20 protein-coding genes are annotated in these 19204 nt (G+C 39.4%); 9 read left to right on the top strand and 11 right to left on the bottom strand.

The features are described from left to right. The first annotated feature begins 4 nt into the window (after nt 1-4). Both def and ABXZ32_RS01605 read left to right on the top strand, forming a co-directional pair. Nucleotides 5-595, top strand: a complete 591-nt coding sequence (gene def, locus ABXZ32_RS01610; protein ID WP_354616935.1) for a peptide deformylase — start codon at nt 5-7, stop codon at nt 593-595. Between the two features lie 59 nt (nt 596-654). Then, on the top strand, nt 655-1080 hold the full coding sequence (locus ABXZ32_RS01605; RefSeq protein WP_354616934.1) for a DUF5606 family protein: 426 nt from the start codon (nt 655-657) through the stop codon (nt 1078-1080). Between the two features lie 71 nt (nt 1081-1151). Here the strand turns inward: ABXZ32_RS01605 and ABXZ32_RS01600 are convergent, their stop codons facing one another. From ABXZ32_RS01600 to ABXZ32_RS01585, 4 genes are all read right to left on the bottom strand, one after another. Then, entirely contained in the window at nt 1152-2771 is a 1620-nt protein-coding gene (locus ABXZ32_RS01600; RefSeq protein WP_354616933.1) for a family 20 glycosylhydrolase, read from the bottom strand. Between the two features lie 32 nt (nt 2772-2803). Continuing rightward, complete coding sequence (locus ABXZ32_RS01595; protein ID WP_354616932.1) at nt 2804-3448, bottom strand: GDSL-type esterase/lipase family protein; 645 nt, start codon at nt 3446-3448, stop codon at nt 2804-2806. Nucleotides 3449-3589: 141 nt separating this feature from the next. Further along, entirely contained in the window at nt 3590-4462 is an 873-nt protein-coding gene (locus ABXZ32_RS01590) for an alpha/beta hydrolase (protein ID WP_354616931.1), read from the bottom strand. Between the two features lie 39 nt (nt 4463-4501). Then, nucleotides 4502-5332, bottom strand: a complete 831-nt coding sequence (locus ABXZ32_RS01585) for a sulfurtransferase (RefSeq protein WP_354616930.1) — start codon at nt 5330-5332, stop codon at nt 4502-4504. 191 nt (nt 5333-5523) lie between these two features. Between ABXZ32_RS01585 and ABXZ32_RS01580 the strand changes: the two genes are divergently transcribed. Next, nucleotides 5524-6168: an SDR family oxidoreductase gene (locus ABXZ32_RS01580; protein WP_354616929.1), complete on the top strand. Its 645-nt coding sequence runs from the start codon at nt 5524-5526 to the stop codon at nt 6166-6168. Between the two features lie 75 nt (nt 6169-6243). Here ABXZ32_RS01580 and ABXZ32_RS01575 read toward each other — a convergent pair whose 3' ends face one another. After that, on the bottom strand, nt 6244-6582 hold the full coding sequence (locus ABXZ32_RS01575; protein ID WP_354616928.1) for a hypothetical protein: 339 nt from the start codon (nt 6580-6582) through the stop codon (nt 6244-6246). A 103-nt stretch (nt 6583-6685) separates the two neighbouring features. On the opposite strand from ABXZ32_RS01575, the gene mazG reads away from it, so the two are divergent. After that, nucleotides 6686-7459 (top strand): nucleoside triphosphate pyrophosphohydrolase, encoded by a 774-nt coding sequence (gene mazG / locus ABXZ32_RS01570; protein WP_354616927.1) that lies wholly within the window; start codon nt 6686-6688, stop codon nt 7457-7459. 74 nt (nt 7460-7533) lie between these two features. On the opposite strand, the gene ABXZ32_RS01565 is transcribed toward mazG, so the two are convergent. Then, on the bottom strand, nt 7534-10029 hold the full coding sequence (locus ABXZ32_RS01565; protein ID WP_354616926.1) for a cation-translocating P-type ATPase: 2496 nt from the start codon (nt 10027-10029) through the stop codon (nt 7534-7536). A 220-nt stretch (nt 10030-10249) separates the two neighbouring features. Between ABXZ32_RS01565 and ABXZ32_RS01560 the strand changes: the two genes are divergently transcribed. From ABXZ32_RS01560 to ABXZ32_RS01545, 4 genes are read left to right on the top strand one after another with little or no spacing between them, the layout of a single operon-like run. Next, nucleotides 10250-11635 (top strand): MATE family efflux transporter, encoded by a 1386-nt coding sequence (locus ABXZ32_RS01560; RefSeq protein ID WP_354616925.1) that lies wholly within the window; start codon nt 10250-10252, stop codon nt 11633-11635. Between the two features lie 17 nt (nt 11636-11652). Continuing rightward, nucleotides 11653-11880: a hypothetical protein gene (locus ABXZ32_RS01555; protein ID WP_062055136.1), complete on the top strand. Its 228-nt coding sequence runs from the start codon at nt 11653-11655 to the stop codon at nt 11878-11880. Nucleotides 11881-11885: 5 nt separating this feature from the next. Beyond that, entirely contained in the window at nt 11886-12458 is a 573-nt protein-coding gene (locus ABXZ32_RS01550) for a phosphatase PAP2 family protein (RefSeq protein WP_354616924.1), read from the top strand. After that, the gene (locus ABXZ32_RS01545; protein ID WP_354616923.1) at nt 12448-14106 is read left to right on the top strand and encodes an ArnT family glycosyltransferase; all 1659 of its coding nucleotides are present in this window, start codon (nt 12448-12450) and stop codon (nt 14104-14106) included. Before ABXZ32_RS01550 ends, ABXZ32_RS01545 begins: the two co-directional genes overlap by 11 nt. On the opposite strand, the gene ABXZ32_RS01540 is transcribed toward ABXZ32_RS01545, so the two are convergent. Genes ABXZ32_RS01540 through ABXZ32_RS01525 form a run of 4 tightly spaced genes read right to left on the bottom strand, consistent with a single transcriptional unit; the run spans nt 14103 to nt 17560 of the window. Next, nucleotides 14103-14975, bottom strand: coding sequence for a lysylphosphatidylglycerol synthase transmembrane domain-containing protein (locus ABXZ32_RS01540; protein WP_354616922.1), 873 nt, complete (start codon nt 14973-14975; stop codon nt 14103-14105). The two genes, ABXZ32_RS01545 and ABXZ32_RS01540, sit on opposite strands and share 4 nt — an antisense overlap. Then, the gene (locus ABXZ32_RS01535; protein ID WP_354616921.1) at nt 14959-15915 is read right to left on the bottom strand and encodes a glycosyltransferase family 2 protein; all 957 of its coding nucleotides are present in this window, start codon (nt 15913-15915) and stop codon (nt 14959-14961) included. Before ABXZ32_RS01535 ends, ABXZ32_RS01540 begins: the two co-directional genes overlap by 17 nt. A 35-nt stretch (nt 15916-15950) precedes the next feature. After that, nucleotides 15951-16997, bottom strand: a complete 1047-nt coding sequence (gene meaB / locus ABXZ32_RS01530; protein WP_354616920.1) for a methylmalonyl Co-A mutase-associated GTPase MeaB — start codon at nt 16995-16997, stop codon at nt 15951-15953. Between the two features lie 2 nt (nt 16998-16999). After that, entirely contained in the window at nt 17000-17560 is a 561-nt protein-coding gene (locus ABXZ32_RS01525; protein WP_354616919.1) for a DUF2911 domain-containing protein, read from the bottom strand. 213 nt (nt 17561-17773) lie between these two features. Here ABXZ32_RS01525 and ABXZ32_RS01520 point away from each other — a divergent pair, with 213 nt between their 5' ends. Then, nucleotides 17774-18199, top strand: coding sequence for an Ohr family peroxiredoxin (locus ABXZ32_RS01520; protein ID WP_354616918.1), 426 nt, complete (start codon nt 17774-17776; stop codon nt 18197-18199). Between the two features lie 55 nt (nt 18200-18254). Here the strand turns inward: ABXZ32_RS01520 and ABXZ32_RS01515 are convergent, their stop codons facing one another. Continuing rightward, nucleotides 18255-19160, bottom strand: coding sequence for an aldose epimerase family protein (locus ABXZ32_RS01515; RefSeq protein ID WP_354616917.1), 906 nt, complete (start codon nt 19158-19160; stop codon nt 18255-18257). Nucleotides 19161-19204 lie beyond the last annotated feature (44 nt).

Here is a 19204-nt window from a genome sequence, read left to right as displayed (position 1 = left end):
ATACATGATTTTACCGATTGTAGCTTATGGCGATCCCGTTTTAAGAAAAGTAGGGACCGAAATTGACAAAGATTACCCTAATCTATCTTCCTTGATAGATAATATGTGGGAAACCATGTACCATGCCCATGGGGTAGGGTTGGCTGCGCCTCAAATAGGTTTGCCTATAAGAATGTTCATGGTAGATGCAACTCCTTTTGCGGATGATGAAGAATTAACGGAAGAGGAGCAAAATCAATTAAAGGATTTTAAGCGTGTTTTTATTAATGCCAAAATCTTGGAAGAAACTGGGAAGGAATGGGCATTCAATGAAGGATGTCTCAGCATTCCCGATGTTAGGGAAGATGTGATCAGACAGGATACTTTGACGATTAGTTATCTGGATGAAAACTTTGAGCCACATGAGGAAACGTATGATGGACTCTTGGCCCGTGTTATTCAACATGAGTATGACCATATTGAAGGCATTTTATTCACGGATAAATTATCATCCTTAAAAAAACGTTTGTTAAAAGGCCGATTGGCCAATATTTCCAAAGGAAAAATCAATGTAGATTACAGAATGCGTTTTCCAGAATTGAAAAAAGCACGTTAAGTAATTTATTTATTAGAGTAAAAGTGTAATATTTGCCCCCACAAATTTAAAAGTAGGAAATGAGTTTAGATAAAATTTTATCCATAGGAGGAAAACCAGGACTTTATAAATTGTTGACACAGACCCGTACAGGCTTTGTTGCTGAATCTTTATTGGATGGCAAGAAGATTACGGTTGGTTTTAAAAATAACGTCAGTGTGCTTTCTGAAATAGCCATTTATACCCTAGAGGAAGAAGTGCCATTAAGGGAAGTATTTCAAAACATCCAAAAAAAGGAAGATGGAGGAAAGACCTCTGTTGGACATAAGCACGACAAGTTGAAATTGGAAGAGTATTTCTTTGAAATATTGCCCAATTATGATGAGGACCGGGTGTATATGAGCGATATTAAAAAAGTTGTGCAATGGTATAATATTTTGCATGAGCAAGGTATTACCGATTTTGCGGCAAAGCAAGAAGAGGAAAAAACGGAAGAAAAGGAGTAATACTTCGTTTCTCTATAAAAATAAAAAGCCTTCAATTTAGAAGGCTTTTTTTATGGACCATAAGTGTATGTTCAATCTTTACCCATTGGAATAGGAACGCTCTTTTTTTTCCAATCAATTTTTGGGGATGGATAATACTTTACGTCCATCATTTCTAGATAAGGTGTTTGATTACCCAGGCGGACTTTATAATCTTCCCAATCCCTATTTTCTTCTGTGGTCCACCCCAATTCAGCATACCCAATAATTCTGGGGAAGGCCAAATATTCCAACTCTTCTATATTGCTGATGGTTTCTGACCATAAAGGTGCCTCAATGCCAAGGATATCTTTCGATTGTATTCCCTTTAAGTACTTTCCAGGGCTCCATTGATAGGCAGTATCCACAGGGATATAGGCGGCCCAATGCAGGCCAAATTTGGAAAGGGTGTCGTACTGCATATCCAAATAAGCTTTTTTGGCAGGGGATAATATAACCTTACTGCCTTTTCTTACTGCAGTAAGTGCATTTGATTGGTTGCTCCAATGCTGGGCGATGGTGGTAGTGTCTATATCGGCTTGTACGATCTCGTCCCATCCGATCATTTTTTTACCATATTTCTGGACAATCTTTTCCACCTTATCCACAAACAGGATATAATCTTTTTTCTTGGTAACATGGCTTTCATCCCCTCCAATGTGAAAATAAGGTCCCGGAGTTATGTCACTGATCTCACGGATGACATCATCTAAAAAGGCGTAAATAGTATCTTTCCTAGCATCAAAGGTGCTAAAGCCCACTCGGGTACCCGTATATGGTTTTACTTGTTTGCCATTACCGTTTAAAAAAGGGTAGGAGACCGAGGCGGCATTGGTATGGCCCGGCATATCTATTTCTGGTACTATTGTAATATGCCGTTGAGCTGCATAATTGACAAGTTCCTTATAATCATCTTGAGTGTAAAAGCCGCCTTCACCGCCACCGACTTCTGTTTTTCCACCAACCTCAGTTAGTTTTGGCAATGATTTAATCTCTATCCGCCACCCTTGATCATCGGACAGGTGTAGATGCAGGATATTTATTTTATAGTAGGCTAAAACGTCCAAATATTTTTTCACATCTTTTACACTAAAAAAATGTCTGGCCACATCTAGCATGGCTCCCCTGTAAACATAATTTGGATGGTCCCAAATTTTTCCTGTGGGGATTAACCACATTTTGTGGTCTGTTAGGGTATCATTGCTGGTTTCAGGTATGATCTGTCTCAGGGTCTGTATTCCCCTAAAGGCACCTTCGGCAGTTTTTGAATTTATAATTACAGAATCCTTGGTGATGTACAGTTGATAAGATTCTTTGGTTGTTAAGTCCAAACTATCAGATTGGTTGATGTATATAATACGCTCCACAGTTTCGGAGATCGACGCATTTACCGGGATGGAAATATTTATTTTCTCCTTAATTTTTTCGGATAGGAATTGACCAACTTCCGGAAATCCGTTTGAATTTTGAGAAGTAAAGATTGCAGTACGTTCGTCTAGACCAAAAGCACTATTGGTTGCTATGGTTTTAAAGGGCTTGGGAATAATATTCTCCACAGCAAGATCTGTACTGGGAAATTGTATGTTTTCTTTAACTTTTTTTTCTTGACAAGCAACTAAGGCTATGATGAAAATAAATAATAGAAAGGATTTGATTAAGCGTGATTTGATCATAGAATAGGCTTCGGTATTGTAAAGGTAATTGATTAATTGACATGTTCCTTGATCACCGAAAGCCACAAGTCATACCCCTTGGAATTCATGTGTAGTCCGTCTCTTAAAAAGATGTCTCGCCTTACTATGTTGTTGTCTACCATAGGGTCCCAAACGTTGGCATAACTTATCGTGTCATCTCTTTTACTCAAGCGTTCTAAACCACGGTTCAATCTTTTATATTTATTTCTGTGGCCCCATCTAGCTATGCTGGGCTTGGCAGAAATAAGTACAATTTCTGTTTTTGGATCTTTTGCTTTGATCCGGTCTATAATTGCAATGGTATTTTCAAGGATTTTCTCTGTTCTTATCTGGGCCGCGATGTCATTGTCCCCTTCGTATATAAATACTTTTTTAGGTTTGTATTCAAGGATCAGTTCATTGGTGTAGCGTAATAGATCGGCAGACATGGATCCCCCGAAGCCAGAATTTACAACCTGATATTCGGGAAAGGCATTTTGAATATTATTCCACATGCGTATGCTGGAACTACCTGTAAAAACAATTGTTGTTTTGGAGTCATCCCAAATTCTGTCATATTTTTTTTGAATGGATTGCACTTCCTTGTGAAAAGGCCCACTTTTCTGGGCATGGCCAAAAAATAGGAAGAGGAGCATAGAGATAAATAAATATTTCACAGCAGAAGATGGTTTGGTTGGGTACTTATTATAACGTTTTTAAAATAATAATATTTTTTGTTTACTGCATAATTTTCGAGTAAAAGTATCAAATAATTCGTTCAATTGTAACAACAGCCTAAGGATTTACCTGGTTGTTTGTCAGTGTTTTACGACTGGATCTGTCAAACCTTCGGCAATGGACCAATCGTAGAATCGATCAATCCAATTATCCGACGGTAGTTCTTGTGTCTTCATTCCAAATCCATGTCCACCCTTTGCGTAAATGTGCAATTCCGTAGCAATTCCCTTCTTTGCCCAGGACGTATAAAGTGCTATACTTGCCGGTGCCAATCCCAACGGATCATCAGTAGCACAAACTATCAGCATTGGCGGACCATTGGAAGGTGTTTCATGGGAAGGAACAATATCCATCCATGGATAAACCGGAACTAGAAAATCTGGTCTATTTTCTTTTGAAGCACTGTAAATGACCGACATGGTAACGGCTCCCCCTGCGGAAAACCCCATAAATCCAATTTTCTTGGGATCTATGCCCAATTCTTTGGAATGCTGTCTTACGTAGGCTATAGCGTTGAGTCCGTCCTCAGTCGACAACGGCAATACCTTACTAGCTTTAACAGTGACCTGCTCCCCATCCGTATTCAAATCGGCCACTGCATCTTCCCCCGTGGGAACCAATCGATATTTAAGCACAAAAGCGGTTATGCCCTTACTATTTAACCATCGGGCAACATCATTTCCTTCACTATTGATACTATGGGCATAAAGGCCTCCTCCAGGTGCAATAATTACAGCTGTACCATTTGTTATTGAAGGATCAGGTCTAAATACTTCCATGGAAGGCTTGGAAACATTGGTTACCACTTGGGTCTTCCAAATTTCGGAATAATAGGTTTTTTCTGACCCTTTCCATTCTATTTCCAATGAATTTTCTGCCGGTAAATACACAATTTCTTGAGATAGTAGAAGGGTGGGGATCATCATTATTAAGAGCAGGTAAAGGTATTTCATGGGTATAGGTTTGATAAATTAATAGGAGATAGTTTTATTTTAGGTAGCGATTGGGGCGTCATTTAATTGGCCCCATTCGGTCCAGGACCCATCATAGACCGCCGTGGGGTTCTTTTGAACCAACTCACTTGCCAAAAGAATAATACAGGCCGTAAGGCCAGAACCACAACTAAACACTAATGGACGGTCCCCAAGTTGTAGGTCCTCAAATACTTGTTTTAAATCTTCCTTGGGAAGAAATTGACCATCTTTCAGGACATCGGTATACGGAAGGTTTAAAGACCCTGGTATATGTCCACCCTTGAGATCCTTTCGTGGTTCTGGTTCTGTTCCACAAAAGCGCCCCGAGGATCGAGCATCGATGACTATGGCTTCATTTTGTTTTAGATTGTGTAATATATTTTCGGCATTCTTGACCTTGTTTGGTCTGAATTTAGCGCTAAAAGTTCCCTTTGGATAAGTCACTTCTTGTATTGGTTCAGTTGGAAATCCTTCTTTTACCCATTTAGGCAGTCCGCCATCCAAAACGGTAATATTATCATGTCCCATTGCTTTAAACATCCACCAAACCCTAGGGCTGGTATAAATACCCAAATTGTCATAAACGACAATTAGGCTATCAGCATTAATACCCAAAGCTTGACAGGCAACGGTGAAGGAAGCCTCCTCCGGCAACATATTGGGTAAATTACTATCCTTATCCGAAAATGAATTTTTCAGATCAAAAAATCGGGCATTTTTAATTCGAACATTTGTCAAATCGGAAGTATCGCCCGATTTGTTTTCGGACATGCTCGCATCCAAAATTATCAGTTTGGGGTCATTCATTCGACTTTTCAACCATTCAGTGGTAACCAAAGGTGCTAACATGTTATTTTCTTTTATACTAAAATAAGAATTTTATGGAGCTTTATGACTTTACCCGCTTTATTAACATCATCAAAGTATTATATAAGCTGAAAGAACATAAATTATTGTTAAAGCTTGGCTTAATGGGTTAATAGAGCGTTAAACAGGGTTATTAATTTGGGTTCTAACACCTTATCATTTAACTTTAAAGTATGGAAAACGTATTAATAGCTGGTGCCAATGGTACCACAGGAAAAATAATAGTAAACCTTTTAAAGGAATCACAATATTTTAGGCCTATTGCCATGGTCCGCAAGAAAGAGCAGTTGGAGCAATTTGAGAATATGGGTGTAAAAACCATCTTGGGCGACTTAGAGGAAGATCTGGTACATACCATGGAAGATATAGATAAGGTTATATTTGCTGCTGGTTCAGGAGGAAAAAAAGTAGTTGAAGTAGACCAGGAAGGGGCAAAAAGACTTATAGACGTGGCTAAAATGGCACACGTCAAAAAATTTGTAATGTTGAGCTCAATAGGGGCAGACCAACCAGAGAAGGCCGATAAATTACAAGATTATTTACGTGCCAAGCAGAATGCCGATGAGCATTTGAGACATAGTGGCCTTAATTATACTATTGTACGTCCTGGAGCACTAAAGAATGCTGAAGGGGTTGGCAGGATAGCTTTGGCTAAAAGCCTGGATAAAGAAGGTGACATCAGCCGACAAGATGTGGCTCAGACCTTGGTAAGGGTTTTACATGATACCACTGCAAATGCTACTACATTCGAAATATTGGAAGGGGATACGCTTATAGGAGAAGCAGTAAAATCCGCTTCTGTAGCTGAGGCCGAATAAGTATATAAAGATTGAGTTAGTTGGAAAATCCCTCTTAAGGCTATAGTCTTGGAGGGATTTTTTTATTCCCATTATCTATAACAACGTTCGAACGAGGACAATTGCCAGGCCTATGACAAATAGTGTTGTAAAGATGATCTTGTTGTATTTGGCCAACCAATTTGGAAGAAAAATATCGAAATTGTCTTTCTCCGAATCGGAGTATTTTCTTGCTATAATTGTCAAGGGACAGAACATCTTAAAAATCAGCAATACAATGCCCTCGCCAATCACCAATCCAATGGCTATCCAAGTGAAGGAATTTATGGTATTGGTAATCCCAGTATATAAGACATAAAATATTATGCAGACAAAAAATAGCCAGATCAAGGTATGGAATAATTTAATGGCCAAAAGCTTGTCTGCCTTGTTCATTGGGAGTGCCTTTACATATTGTTAGAACAACTTCCTCTAAAATAACAATTAAATCGTACATGGGCTTCTAGGGTAGATTTGTATTTTTACAAAAACTTTTTTTATGAATTCGAGAGCCTCCCAATTACAAGCCTTTGACCGTTTATTGACCATAATGGATGAACTCCGGGCCAAATGTCCTTGGGACCAAAAGCAAACGATGCAAACCCTTAGGCATCTTACCATTGAGGAAACCTATGAATTGGGTGATGCTATATTGGACAATGACCTGCAAGAAGTAAAAAAGGAATTGGGAGATGTGCTATTGCACATCGTTTTTTACGCTAAGATTGGAAGTGAGACCAACTCATTTGATATAGCTGATGTAGCCAATGACATCTGTGAAAAGCTTATCAATAGACACCCACATATTTATGGGGATGTCAAAGTTGCCAATGAGGAAGAGGTAAAGCAGAATTGGGAAAAAATAAAATTAAAGGAAGGTAAAAAAAGTGTTCTAGAGGGGGTGCCCAGTAGTCTTCCGGCATTGGTTAAATCTAACCGAATTCAAGACAAGGTGGCCGGAGTAGGTTTTGATTGGGAAAAACCGGAACAGGTTTGGGAAAAGGTACAAGAAGAGTTGGGGGAATTCCAGGATGAGGTGAAATCAGGGAATGCAGACGCCATGGAGGCCGAATTTGGTGATGTGCTGTTTTCTATGGTGAATTATGCCAGATTCTTGAATATCAATCCCGAAAACGCTTTGGAACGTACCAATAAAAAATTCATTAAAAGATTTCAATATTTAGAAGAGAAGGCGAAAGAACAAGGTAAGGCCCTAAAAGATATGACCCTTTCCGAAATGGATGTCTTTTGGGAAGAGGCCAAACAGCTTTGATCAAAACTTACGTCGAGGTCATCTGTCCAGCTATTACGTATGACCTATACTATTTAAAATATAGGTATAAGACACTAGCGGCTCCTTTTGATCGCTTTTACAAGTTCATACCATATCACGGATATAAACCCAATCCCAATGCTGGTCCATAACTGGTCGCTGGTGAGGCTTTCAAATTGAAAAAATGCGGTAAAGGGATCTATATATAGCAAGACCCCCGTAAGTGCTACGGTAATGCCAATGATGAGTCCCACTAAATTATTCTTGTATTTCAAAGTGGTAAGAGCGGAAAAGTAGAAAGATCTGTTTACCAAGGTCAGGAAAATATTTGCAGCTATCAAGGTGGTGAATACCATTGCCCTAGTTGTATTTTCAGTAAAATAATTGGAAACGGCTAATTGGTAAACTGTTAAGGTCCCTGCCGTAATAGCCAGTCCCTGAATAACACTGGTCATTAATTCCCTCCAACTGAAGAATGTTTTTGAAAAAGGTCGGGGTTTTTGGATCATGGTATTTTTTTCCATGGGCTCATTTTCATAGATAATTGAACAAGTAGGACCCATTATCAATTCTAAGAGAATCACATGAACAGGGGTGAAGATGTTGGGATATAACCAGCCCAAGGCCAGTGGAATAAATACGGTAAGTATTATAGGGATATGAATGGATATGACATATTGAATGGCCTTTTTAAGGTTGGTATAAATTTTTCTTCCCATGGCAATGGCATCTACCATTTTGGCCAGGTCATCATCGACCAATATGAGGGACGCAGCCTGTTTAGCAATTTCAGTTCCTTTTTTACCCATGGCCACTCCAATATGTGCTGCCTTTAGGGCAGGGCCATCGTTGACACCATCACCCGTCATTACCACAACCTCATTGTTGGCTTTTAATGCATTGATGATTCTCATTTTAGCGTCTGGAAACATACGTGTGAAAATTTGGGTTTCTTTTACACACTCCTGTAATTCATCGTCCTGTAATTTCATGAGGTCATCTCCGGAGATGCTTTTTTTATATCCCCTAAAGTTCACCTGTTTAGCAATGGCCTCAGTCGTCTCTGCATTATCACCTGTCACAATTTTTACGGTAATTCCCGCTTCGTGGAAATGTTCAAAAACTGAAGCTATATTTTCTTTTGGTGGATCATAAAAGGCTACGAGCCCTTTAAAGGAAAAGGTAAATTGCTGTTGTTTTTTCGGATACTTGTCCCCGTCAAATTCAGCCTCGCCTACCCCTAAAATTCGGTAGCCGTTTCTTGCCAGATCAATAATAGTATTGGAAATAACATCTTTCTCTACCTCGGTAAGGTTCGATATATCCAGAAAAGCTTCTGGCGCGCCTTTGGCCGCGATGATGCGATTTCCCGATGAATTTTCAAAGAGGTGGGTCATCATGGGGGGCTTACCGCCCAAGGGGTACTCATGAACCATCTTATAGTCCGGCCTTTCGTCAAGAGGAAAGTTTTGGGCATAGGATTCATGCAACGCCAGTTCCATAGGATCAAAAGGGATGGGTTCACTAGCCCACATTGCAAGTCTTAGCAATTCTTTTTCCTCAGTGGATAATTCTTGTTCTGGATTGGTAATTTTTTCGGCACCTAAAACATAGACTCGGGCCAAACTCATTTTATTCTGGGTGATGGTACCTGTTTTATCTGTACAGATCACTGTAGCACTACCGAGCGTTTCTACTGTTTTCATTTGTTTGACCACAACCCCCAACTTCATTAACCGCCAAGCGCCCAAGGCCATAAATGTGGTAAAGGCCACGGGAATCTCCTCGGGTAAAATACTCATTGCAAGGGTGAGAGCTTTAAGTAAACTATCCAGAAGGTCAAGGGATTGGGCGTAGTTGATACCCCAAACCACTAAAAATACCATGGCTCCCCAAAAAACCATTTTTTTTACAAAATTCCCTATTTGTAACTCAAGCGGGGTCTTCTCACTTTCAATATCCTCTAAACTCTTTCCTATTTTACCAAGGGCCGTATTGTTGCCAATTGCCGTAATAGTTGCTATTGCCAAGCCACTGGCCACTGTTGTGCCAAGGTAAATGCAACTGTCATCATTTGTTACATCTTTATAGACGGATAGGGATTCCCCAGTAAGAATGGATTCATTTACCGAAAAATCATTGGAATGAATAATGGTGCCATCGGCTGGGATAGTACTGCCCTCATCTACAATGAGACTGTCCCCAACAACTAGTTCTTCACTTTTAATTTCAATGACCTCGCCATTTCTATACACCTTGGAATGTGGCTGGGTAAAATCTTTTAATTTTTGAAGAGCATCACGACTCCTGGAATCTTGATATAGGGAAATAGAAGCTACCATGACAATGGCAATGGCCAAGAAAATCCCATCCCCATAATCCCCGCTGGCAAAGTAAATCACCGAAGCCACCAAGAGTAAAATTACCATGGGTTCTTTGGCAAGACTTCTTAAGGCATCGAGGAATCTATTTTCTTTTTCGAAAACTAGTTTGTTCTGTCCATAAGAAGCCCTTGATTGGAGTACTTGTTCATCAGTAAGGCCTGTGATCTCAAAATTATCGATGGACATTTAGTGGAGGTTATCGCTTTTGCCGTTAGGTATCTCTAAAATACTGAAAAATCAACAAAAAAGGGATTCTTAAATATTAGGGATAAACTGTATTCTAGGTTCATATCTGTTTTGAAACTATGGATCACAGATCTGGGACTCATTTGTCCCAATTTTATTCAAGATTACGCACCATTAAAACCGTGGTAACTTCTATATTTGCACTTCCAAAATTGAAACCTTGTTCAAGCAGTATACTAAAGAATTCCGTTATAACTTACAATTGTCTTTCCCTGTCATTTTGGGGATGCTGGGTCATACCTTCGTGGCATTTGCAGATAATATAATGGTAGGCCAGTTAGGTACTGCAGAATTGGCCGCAGTCTCTCTGGGAAATAGCTTTGTTTTTATTGCGATGTCTCTTGGTATCGGATTCTCTACAGCTATTACTCCTCTGGTAGCAGAAGCGGACGGCGCAGGAAATAAAGAAGTTGGGAAAAGTGCCTTAAAGCACGGATTGGTGCTTTGCACAGGATTGGGGTTGTCCCTTTTTGGCTTGATTATGTTGTCCAAGCCGCTGATGTATATGATGAAGCAGCCGCCAGAGGTTGTTGAATTGGCGATGCCCTACTTAGACTTGGTAGCCTTTTCTTTGGTTCCCTTGATTATCTTTCAAGCCTTCAAACAATTTTCAGAGGGGCTTTCCCAGACCAAATACCCAATGTATGCAACGGTAATTGCCAATATCGTGAATATTGTTCTTAACTATTTATTGATTTTTGGCTCCTTCGGATTCCCAAAAATGGGAATCGTTGGTGCGGCACTGGGAACATTGATTTCTAGGATTGTGATGGTCATTTATATATGGGTCCTCCTAAAAAATAAAAAGAAATTCCATGATTATGTTACGGGGTTCAACTTCCGGAACATGGAAAAAAAGGTCATGAAAAAAATCATCGACCTCGGGTTTCCTTCGGCCCTACAAATGTTCTTTGAGGTGGGCATTTTTACGGGAGCTATCTGGTTGAGCGGGGTATTGGGTAAAAATTCACAAGCAGCAAATCAAATTGCGTTGAACTTGTCCAGCATGACCTTTATGGTGGGGATGGGACTTGGAGTGGCGGCCATGATACGTGTGGGCAACCAAAAAGGGTTGAAGAATTTTCAAGATCTAAGGCGGATAGCCATTTCCATATTCTTTTTGACATTTTTATTGGAAATTGTTTTTGCGACCTTGTTCCTTTTGTTCAAAGATTGGTTGCCAACAATTTATTTGGATGTCAACGATCTTGCCAATAGTGCAGACAATACCGAGGTGATCATCATGGCCGCTGAGTTAATATTGGTTGCCGCATTTTTTCAGATTTCGGACGGTTTACAGGTTGTAATTCTAGGAGCATTGCGAGGACTCCAGGATGTGAAGATTCCCACAATCATGACATTTATTGCTTATTGGCTGATCGGATTTCCTGTTAGTTTTTATTTGGGATTGTATACCCCATTGCGCAGTACGGGAATATGGATTGGACTATTGGCTGGCTTAACTGCCTCTGCAATAATGTTGTATATTCGGTTCAATTATCTTACAAAAAAGTTACTTGTCAATACACTAATAGAAATTAAATAGATAAAATTAATAAGACTATGGATTTTCCTAAATTTTTACTGGGTGACAATACCGATTACCCTACTGCAATATTTGTTGTTCATACAGAGTACCCTAGATTTATCATCAATTTGGAAGATGATGAAGTAGAGTGGTTGGAAGATTTTACCAAAGAGGACGAAAAAGACCTTGAAGCTGAAGCAGAAACCCTTATAGAGCAGGCTACTGCTTTTTATGACAGGGAAATTTCCAGATACGTGGACTAATAGGGATGGAGCAACTGGTACAACTCGATAAGCAATTTTTCTTGTTTCTCAATGCCATGGGGAGCACAACCTGGGATGGCTTTTGGTTGTTCATGACCAACAAATTAAGTTCCATACCGCTCTACCTGTTTTTACTAATTGCTTCATATAAGAGCTTTGGACTCAAAAAGACCCTGTTGATCGTGGTAACGGTGGCATTGCTCATTACGGCAACCGATCAATTGGCCAATTTTTTTAAATACGGGGTAGGGCGATTACGGCCCTGCCATGATCCTGAACTGAATGGGATGGTGCGCTTGGTAAAAAGTAGTTGTGGAGGTAAATATGGCTATTTCTCTGCCCACGCGGCTAACTCATTTGCGTTGGCTTTTTTCTTCACCAGGTTATTGACTTTAAAATATAAGTTTATTGGTCTCTTTTTATTTATTTGGGCTGCGGTAGTGGCTTACAGTAGAATATATGTGGGAGTCCATTTTCCTTTGGATATATTGACAGGGATGGGAATAGGCTTATTTTTAAGCTGGTTATTTACAAAGTTGTATATATTTGCTCTTCAGAAATTCTTCTATGATTTCTAAAACAAGGTATTGGTTTTTATTAACTTTTGTTATTTTGGTCTATGTGGCCGGAATGTTCGTTACCCTTCTTGAAAACGACTCCGCCCAATTTGCCGTCATGGCCATGCGCATGGTCCAAGAGAACGATTTTCTAAGTCTTTTTAAAGGTCCCGAAGAATATTTGGATAAGCCTCATATGCACTATTGGCTTGCGGCAATTTCCTTCAAACTATTTGGTATTAATGAATGGGCCTATCGCATTCCAGGAATTCTATCTACCTTATTGGGAGCCTATAGCTGCTATGGTTTGGGTAAATTGTTATACAATAGGGCTACAGGAAAATTGGCGGCTTTGGTCTTCATGACCGCACAGACCATTATGTTATCTACCATGGATGTGCGTACCGATGCGGTACTTACAGGTTTTACCATTTTTGCCATTTGGCATTTGGTGGCTTTTATAGAGCATCACAAATTGCAGTCAATAATATTAGGAGCATTTGGGGCAGGGATAGCATTTTCCACCAAAGGCCAGATCGCTATTTTGGTTATTGGTTTTCCCATTTTATGTCATTTGGCCTACACTAGAAAATGGCTTTCCTTGGTTAATTGGCGCGTCTTGGTGGCCTTGGTGATTTTTGCGATTACCATTACACCCATGCTGTATGCTTACTATCACCAGTTCGACCTACATCCCGAAAAGGTTATTCGTGGGAAGGACCACCGAAGTGGTATTTTCTTTATTTTCTGGGAACAAAGTTTTGAACGCTTGAGCGGTGAGGGAGTGGGGAAGAATAGTAGTGATTTCTTCTTTTTCTTCCACACGTTTCTATGGGTGTTTTTACCATGGACATTACTTGGGATAGCGGCCTATTGGACACGACTGAAAAAATTGTATCAATTAAAATTTAAGTATGATCCCACTACAGAATTTTTAACGGTTGGAGGGATAACACTTATTTTCATTATCATAAGTTTTGCACAGTTTAAACTGCCCCATTACCTAAATATTACCATGCCTTTGTTCTCTATCTTGACGGCTTCTTATCTCTTCAAGATGTATGAGACCGGCAGTCAGAAAACGAAAAAGATATTTTTAGGACTGCAGTATTTTATTTTGGCTATTGTATTTATTGCGGTGCTTCTTTTGTGCCTCTTTGTCTTTAAACTGCAAACAACACTTTCCTTTGTTTTATTGGGGATCCTGTTGGCTGTGATCGTCTATTTTTGTCTGAAGAAGGAGGACTATGCCATTAGAGTGTTCACTATAGGGATATACACATCACTGTTGCTAAACGCTATACTAAACCTTCATTTTTATCCGTCTTTATTAAAGTATCAAGGAGGATCCAATATGGCCAAAATTGTGGCAGAACAAGAGATACCGGTGGAAGATATCTACAAGGTGTCTCCGATGTATACTTGGGCATTGGACTTCTATAATAAGCGTCCCGTGGCCATGGCTTCCTTACAGGATCTTAGGGAGAAAAGTGATGTATGGATCTATGTTACCAACGATGAGCTGCTTAAACTAGACGAGGAAGGCTTCACATGGGATAAAAGGTACGTAGTGGACCAATTCAGAATTACCAGGTTACAGGCCAAATTTATGGATCCGGCCAAGCGCAAAAATATAGTGGACAAAATGTACTTGGTGCATATCAATTAAACTTCAAAGGTATCCAGTTCCGGTTTTTTAAAATGGTACACTATACCCAATAGAGATACCAGTGCCGTAATCAAAAAGAAAACCATACTGATGCCAATTGATGCATTTTGGTCCAATGCCAACCATGCTGCACCATAGAAGAAAGTTACTTCCCTACTTCCAATTCCGCCAATGGTTAGCGGTAATACCGAAACAATGGACGAAATAAGGAATATAAATAGGTACGCCACTGTGTTATCTTCTAGATGTAGTGCTTTCAATATTAAGAAAGCACTGATCAATTGGAACAATTGTACCAATGCAGAATAACCAAAGGACGACCAAAAAACAGGTAGGACATAAGGGAAAAACTTCTTGTTCAAAATCCAGAAGACCACAACACTAAGAATCATTCCTACAACAGCTACGACCTTAAGAAACGGTATATCTGCCTGATTTAAAAATAGGGCGAGGAGGCAGGCGTAGATAAATAAAAGGAGCATCCCGCTCAATCGATCAAGGACCAATACGGAGACCACCTTTTTGGTCACTATGTCAAACTTTTTCTTGATCAAGTATCCTTTGTAGGCATCTCCACCAATACCTCCCGGGAGAAATAGGTTATAGAACATTCCCAACAGATAAAGTTTAAGATTGCTCTTATGAGTGAGGTAAATTTTTAGTTCGTGAAAATATAGGTTTAGTCTGAAGGAAGATATGACCTTGGAAACCACAAAAGCCAGTATCGCCATTACTAAATATATAGGCTGGGTACGTTTTATAGTCTGTACGACCTCTTCGATATTGATTTTCGAAAATATAAAGTAGATCAAAACCGCACTAATACTAATTTTTAATGCGGTGATGAGGTGTTTACGATGCTTTATCACCTACGAATACTTTTTTAATTCGGTAAGGTCTCTTGCTTTGTGATTCGTAATACGTACGTATCAATAATTCCATGACAATCCCAATAGTAAACAATTGTATGCCCGCAAGGATGAACATCATTCCAAAAATCAATAAAGGGCGTGTGCCAATATCTTCCCCCATCAATTTTACGGCCAAGAGGTAGATGTTGATTAAAAATCCAAGAATGATCAATAGGACACCAAAAATACCAAAGAGGTGAATAGGCCTCTGGAAGTACTTTCGGATAAACAGCAACAACATCATATCTGCCACCACTTTGAAAACACGTTCCAAACCGTATTTGGAAACTCCTGCATGCCTTGCATGGTGTTTTACGGGTACTTGTTTTATCTGTGCACCTTCCAAGTGTGCCAATAAGGTAATAAACCTATGCATTTCACCATATAGGTTCAAGTCTTTTGCAATATCTTTTGTAAAAACCTTTAAAGCACAACCATTATCTTTAATGTCCAATTTAGTAACCCTTCGCACCAAAAAATTTGCAATTTTTGATGGTATTTTTTTAACCAGGGAATCTTTTCTTTTCTGGCGAATCCCTGTTACAACATCATATTCCCCGCTTACGGCATAGGTCAGCATTTGTGGGATATCACTGGGATCGTTCTGAAGATCCCCATCCATGGTAATTATATATTCCCCTTTTGCATAATCTATACCTGCAGCCAAAGCCAAGCTTTGTCCGTAATTCTTCTTTAATTCAATAAGATGCACCTTTTCGTCTTTCAGGTCCTTGACCACTTTTCTAGTGTGGTCGGTAGAAAAATCATCGATATAGATAATTTGATAATTGTAACCTTCCAGGCTTTCGTGGATTTTTTTTGTAAGTAGCGCAGCATTGTCTTCCTCATTATATAAAGGAACAACGATGGACAATAAAGAATCTGTGATAATATTCATTGACAGGTGTTATTTCAGGGGCAAATTTAGGCTTTTTATTTAAGTTCTTTTTGATGCAGGGCCAAGAGCTTTTCAGCGGCCTTAAATGGAGAAATTTTGCTGTCCATTACTTCAAGTAATAAACGATCTAAAAGGACTTTCACCTCTTTGTTTTGGTAAAAACTTTGCTTTAGCTGGTCTTCAACCGTTTGTAACAGCCAATATTTGTTTTGTTCCCTTCTTTTCAGTTGAAACCCACCTCTATTCTTATTCTCCTCCAGATAGGTGTCTACAAGTTCCCATATTTTTTGAATACCCTTATTTTCCAGTGCCGAGCAGGTAAGTACCTTGGGAATCCATCCGTTCTCCTTTGGAGGGTATAGGTGGAGGGCTCTTGTAAATTCGGTCTTCGCTATTTTCGCCCTTTTCAGGTTATCTCCATCGGCCTTATTGATGACGATGGCATCTGCCATTTCCATGATACCCCTTTTGATTCCTTGGAGTTCATCACCAGCACCGGCCAATTTTAGGAGCAAAAAGAAATCCACCATACCGTGAACAGCAGTTTCACTTTGTCCTACCCCTACGGTTTCTATTAGAATAACGTCATAGCCGGCGGCTTCACATAGGATTATAGATTCTCTGGTCTTGCGTGCCACACCTCCTAAAGAACTCCCTGATGGGGAAGGTCTTATAAAGGCATTGGGATCTTTCACCAGTTCTTCCATACGGGTCTTGTCCCCTAAAATACTCCCTTTGCTAATAGAGCTGGTGGGATCAACCGCGAGAACAGCGACCTTTTTTCCCAAGGCCGTCAAATGCAGGCCAAAAGTTTCAATAAAGGTGCTTTTTCCAACCCCTGGAACACCAGTGATTCCAACTCTTATACTGTTTTTGGTGTGCGTTAGGCAGTTTTCAATAATCTCATTTGCCCTATTTAAATGGGTGATATTGGTGCTTTCAACTAATGTTATAGCCCTTCCCAAAGCGGTTTTATTTCCATTTAAGATACCTTCCGTAAGCTCTTTGGCAGACGGAATATTTTTTCTAAAAGATTTAATTTTAGAAATACTCTCCGAACTTGTGTTTTTTTCTGTACTCAATGCTAGTTGTTAATTGGAATACTCACTTTGGTCTTTTCCCATGCCATGGTAAGCAATATAGGATCTTTACCTTCGAAATCAATTGTAAAACTTTCTAGGACTTCTGTCATATTCGTTGTGGGAACTACCACATTTACAATGTCTTCCTCTGGTTTTCTTGTGGTATCTTTTCCGCCACTCAAAATAGTGACTCCCCATTCGGGTACCTCTTTATTAAAAATAATTTCCCACTGATCCTTACTTGGTTTGGTCCAAAGGGAATAGGTCCCTGCGGGCAGGTTTTTATCCATGATCTTAATATCGGTGGTAGTAGTAAAGGTTGTTGGTTCATTGGCGCCAGTTCTCCATACTACATTATAAGGGACCAAATCTCCAAAAATTATTCGGTCCTTTTTAAAAGGGCTGCTATAATTGACCGTCATTTCCATGCCATCTTCCTTGAAGGTGGCTGTTTTTTCCGGACTATTCTTTTTGGTCTGTTCTTTTAAATAAGGCTGACCAACAAAGTAAAATAATGCGCCTATTACTACTGCGACAATTAGAATCCATTTTAATACTTTCATTTTAGGTGGTTTTGTGGTTGATAGAACTAATTTACTAATAACCATTCAAACACATGGAAAAGATCGCCGATTCTATGGATGGAGATGAATTAAAAATTATCTGTAAATATGCGGATTGGAGGAAGGATCAAGGGATTTTGGATAATTTTAGGAGATAGTTTTATGTGGTTTCAATTTCAATTGGTACTTTAAGGGGTACTAAAAATGATATATATGAAAACTATTTTTGAGAGCAGTGCAACCAATGAAGGTGGTAGAAACGGTCATGTGACCAGTGAGGATGGATTGATAGATTTTGACGTTAGAATGCCGGGAGGCAAAACAAAAACAGAGGGAAAATACAGCAATCCGGAACAGTTATTTGCGGCGGCGTATTCCACTTGTTTTGCCAGTGCCTTACAAGCTGTTGCCAAAGAACATAAGGTAAAAGATTTAGGGGATTTTAATGTGACGGCAACTATTGCCCTACAAGAAGACGAATATGGTTTTTTATTGGAGGCTACCTTAGATTGCTATTTGCCAACAGTGGACCAAGAAAAAGGGGAGGAACTGGTAAATGCTGCTCATGAAATTTGTCCTTATAGCAGGGCTACAAGGGATAATATCACAGTACACTTGAATCTTTTAATGGACGAATAGATTTAACTAAAATATAGAAGGGACCGTCAATCAGGATTGACGGTCTTTTTTGGTTTTATAAGGTGCCAAAATCAAAAGTTGATTCATTCCTATATAATTCTCCCGGCTCTAGTATAGAAGAAGGAAAATTGGAGTGGTTTGGAGCATCAGGATAATTTTGGGTCTCAAAACAAATGGCAGGAAAAGCGCCAGGGGTATAAATAACCACTGCTGGTTGGTTGGTGGTTACCTTCATAACAATTCCCGAAACATCGGAAGAGACAGTGACAGCATTCTCACAATGGGGTTCAACAATGAAAGGGGTGTCCAAACTAGTAGGACCTATTTTTTTACTTGACAAAAAATCATTCTGGGTATCCACAACATTCTTGATTCTTCCTGTTGGCACCAACTGCTCATCTAATTCCAAAAAGCCTTCGGATTTTAATTCCATATTATAATGGGCTACAGAATTTTCATTATCCAATTTAAAATAGGAATGGTTGGTCAGGTTGATGACCGTTGTTTTGACGGTTTGAGCTTCATGTAAAATATGTAGGGAATTGTCTATTAATTTATAGGTGACATAAGCTTCAAGGTTACCAGGATATCCTTCCTCTAAATCTTCACTCTTATAAGAGAGTTTAATAAAGGGATTGTTCCCTGAGTGCTCTTCTTTGAGTGTCCAATATTTCTTTCCAAACCCTAATTTACCGCCGTGCAAATGCACCCCATTTTTGTTTGGTAAAGGATAAAACTCACCATCCAAATGAAACCCACCTCGCGAAATCCTTCCTGCATATCTGCCGATGCACGCACCTAGGGCATTTTGATCATTTAAGTAGGCTTCTGGTTTTTCATGTCCTACAACTACATTCTGTTCCTTACCATGTTTATCTTTCACCATCATTTTTTGGATAATGGCCCCGTATTCCAAAACAGTTAAGGATATATATTCGTTTTTAATGGTAATTTGTTTCAAAGGAAGAAAATTAGAATAGCGATAAAAATAGAGGTTTTTGCCAA

The organism is Sediminicola luteus (genome assembly GCF_040566555.1).
Classification (GTDB): Bacteria; Bacteroidota; Bacteroidia; order Flavobacteriales; family Flavobacteriaceae; genus Sediminicola.
The sequence above is the reverse complement of the archived record's forward strand: the minus strand, read 5'-3'. Positions and strand labels throughout refer to the sequence as shown.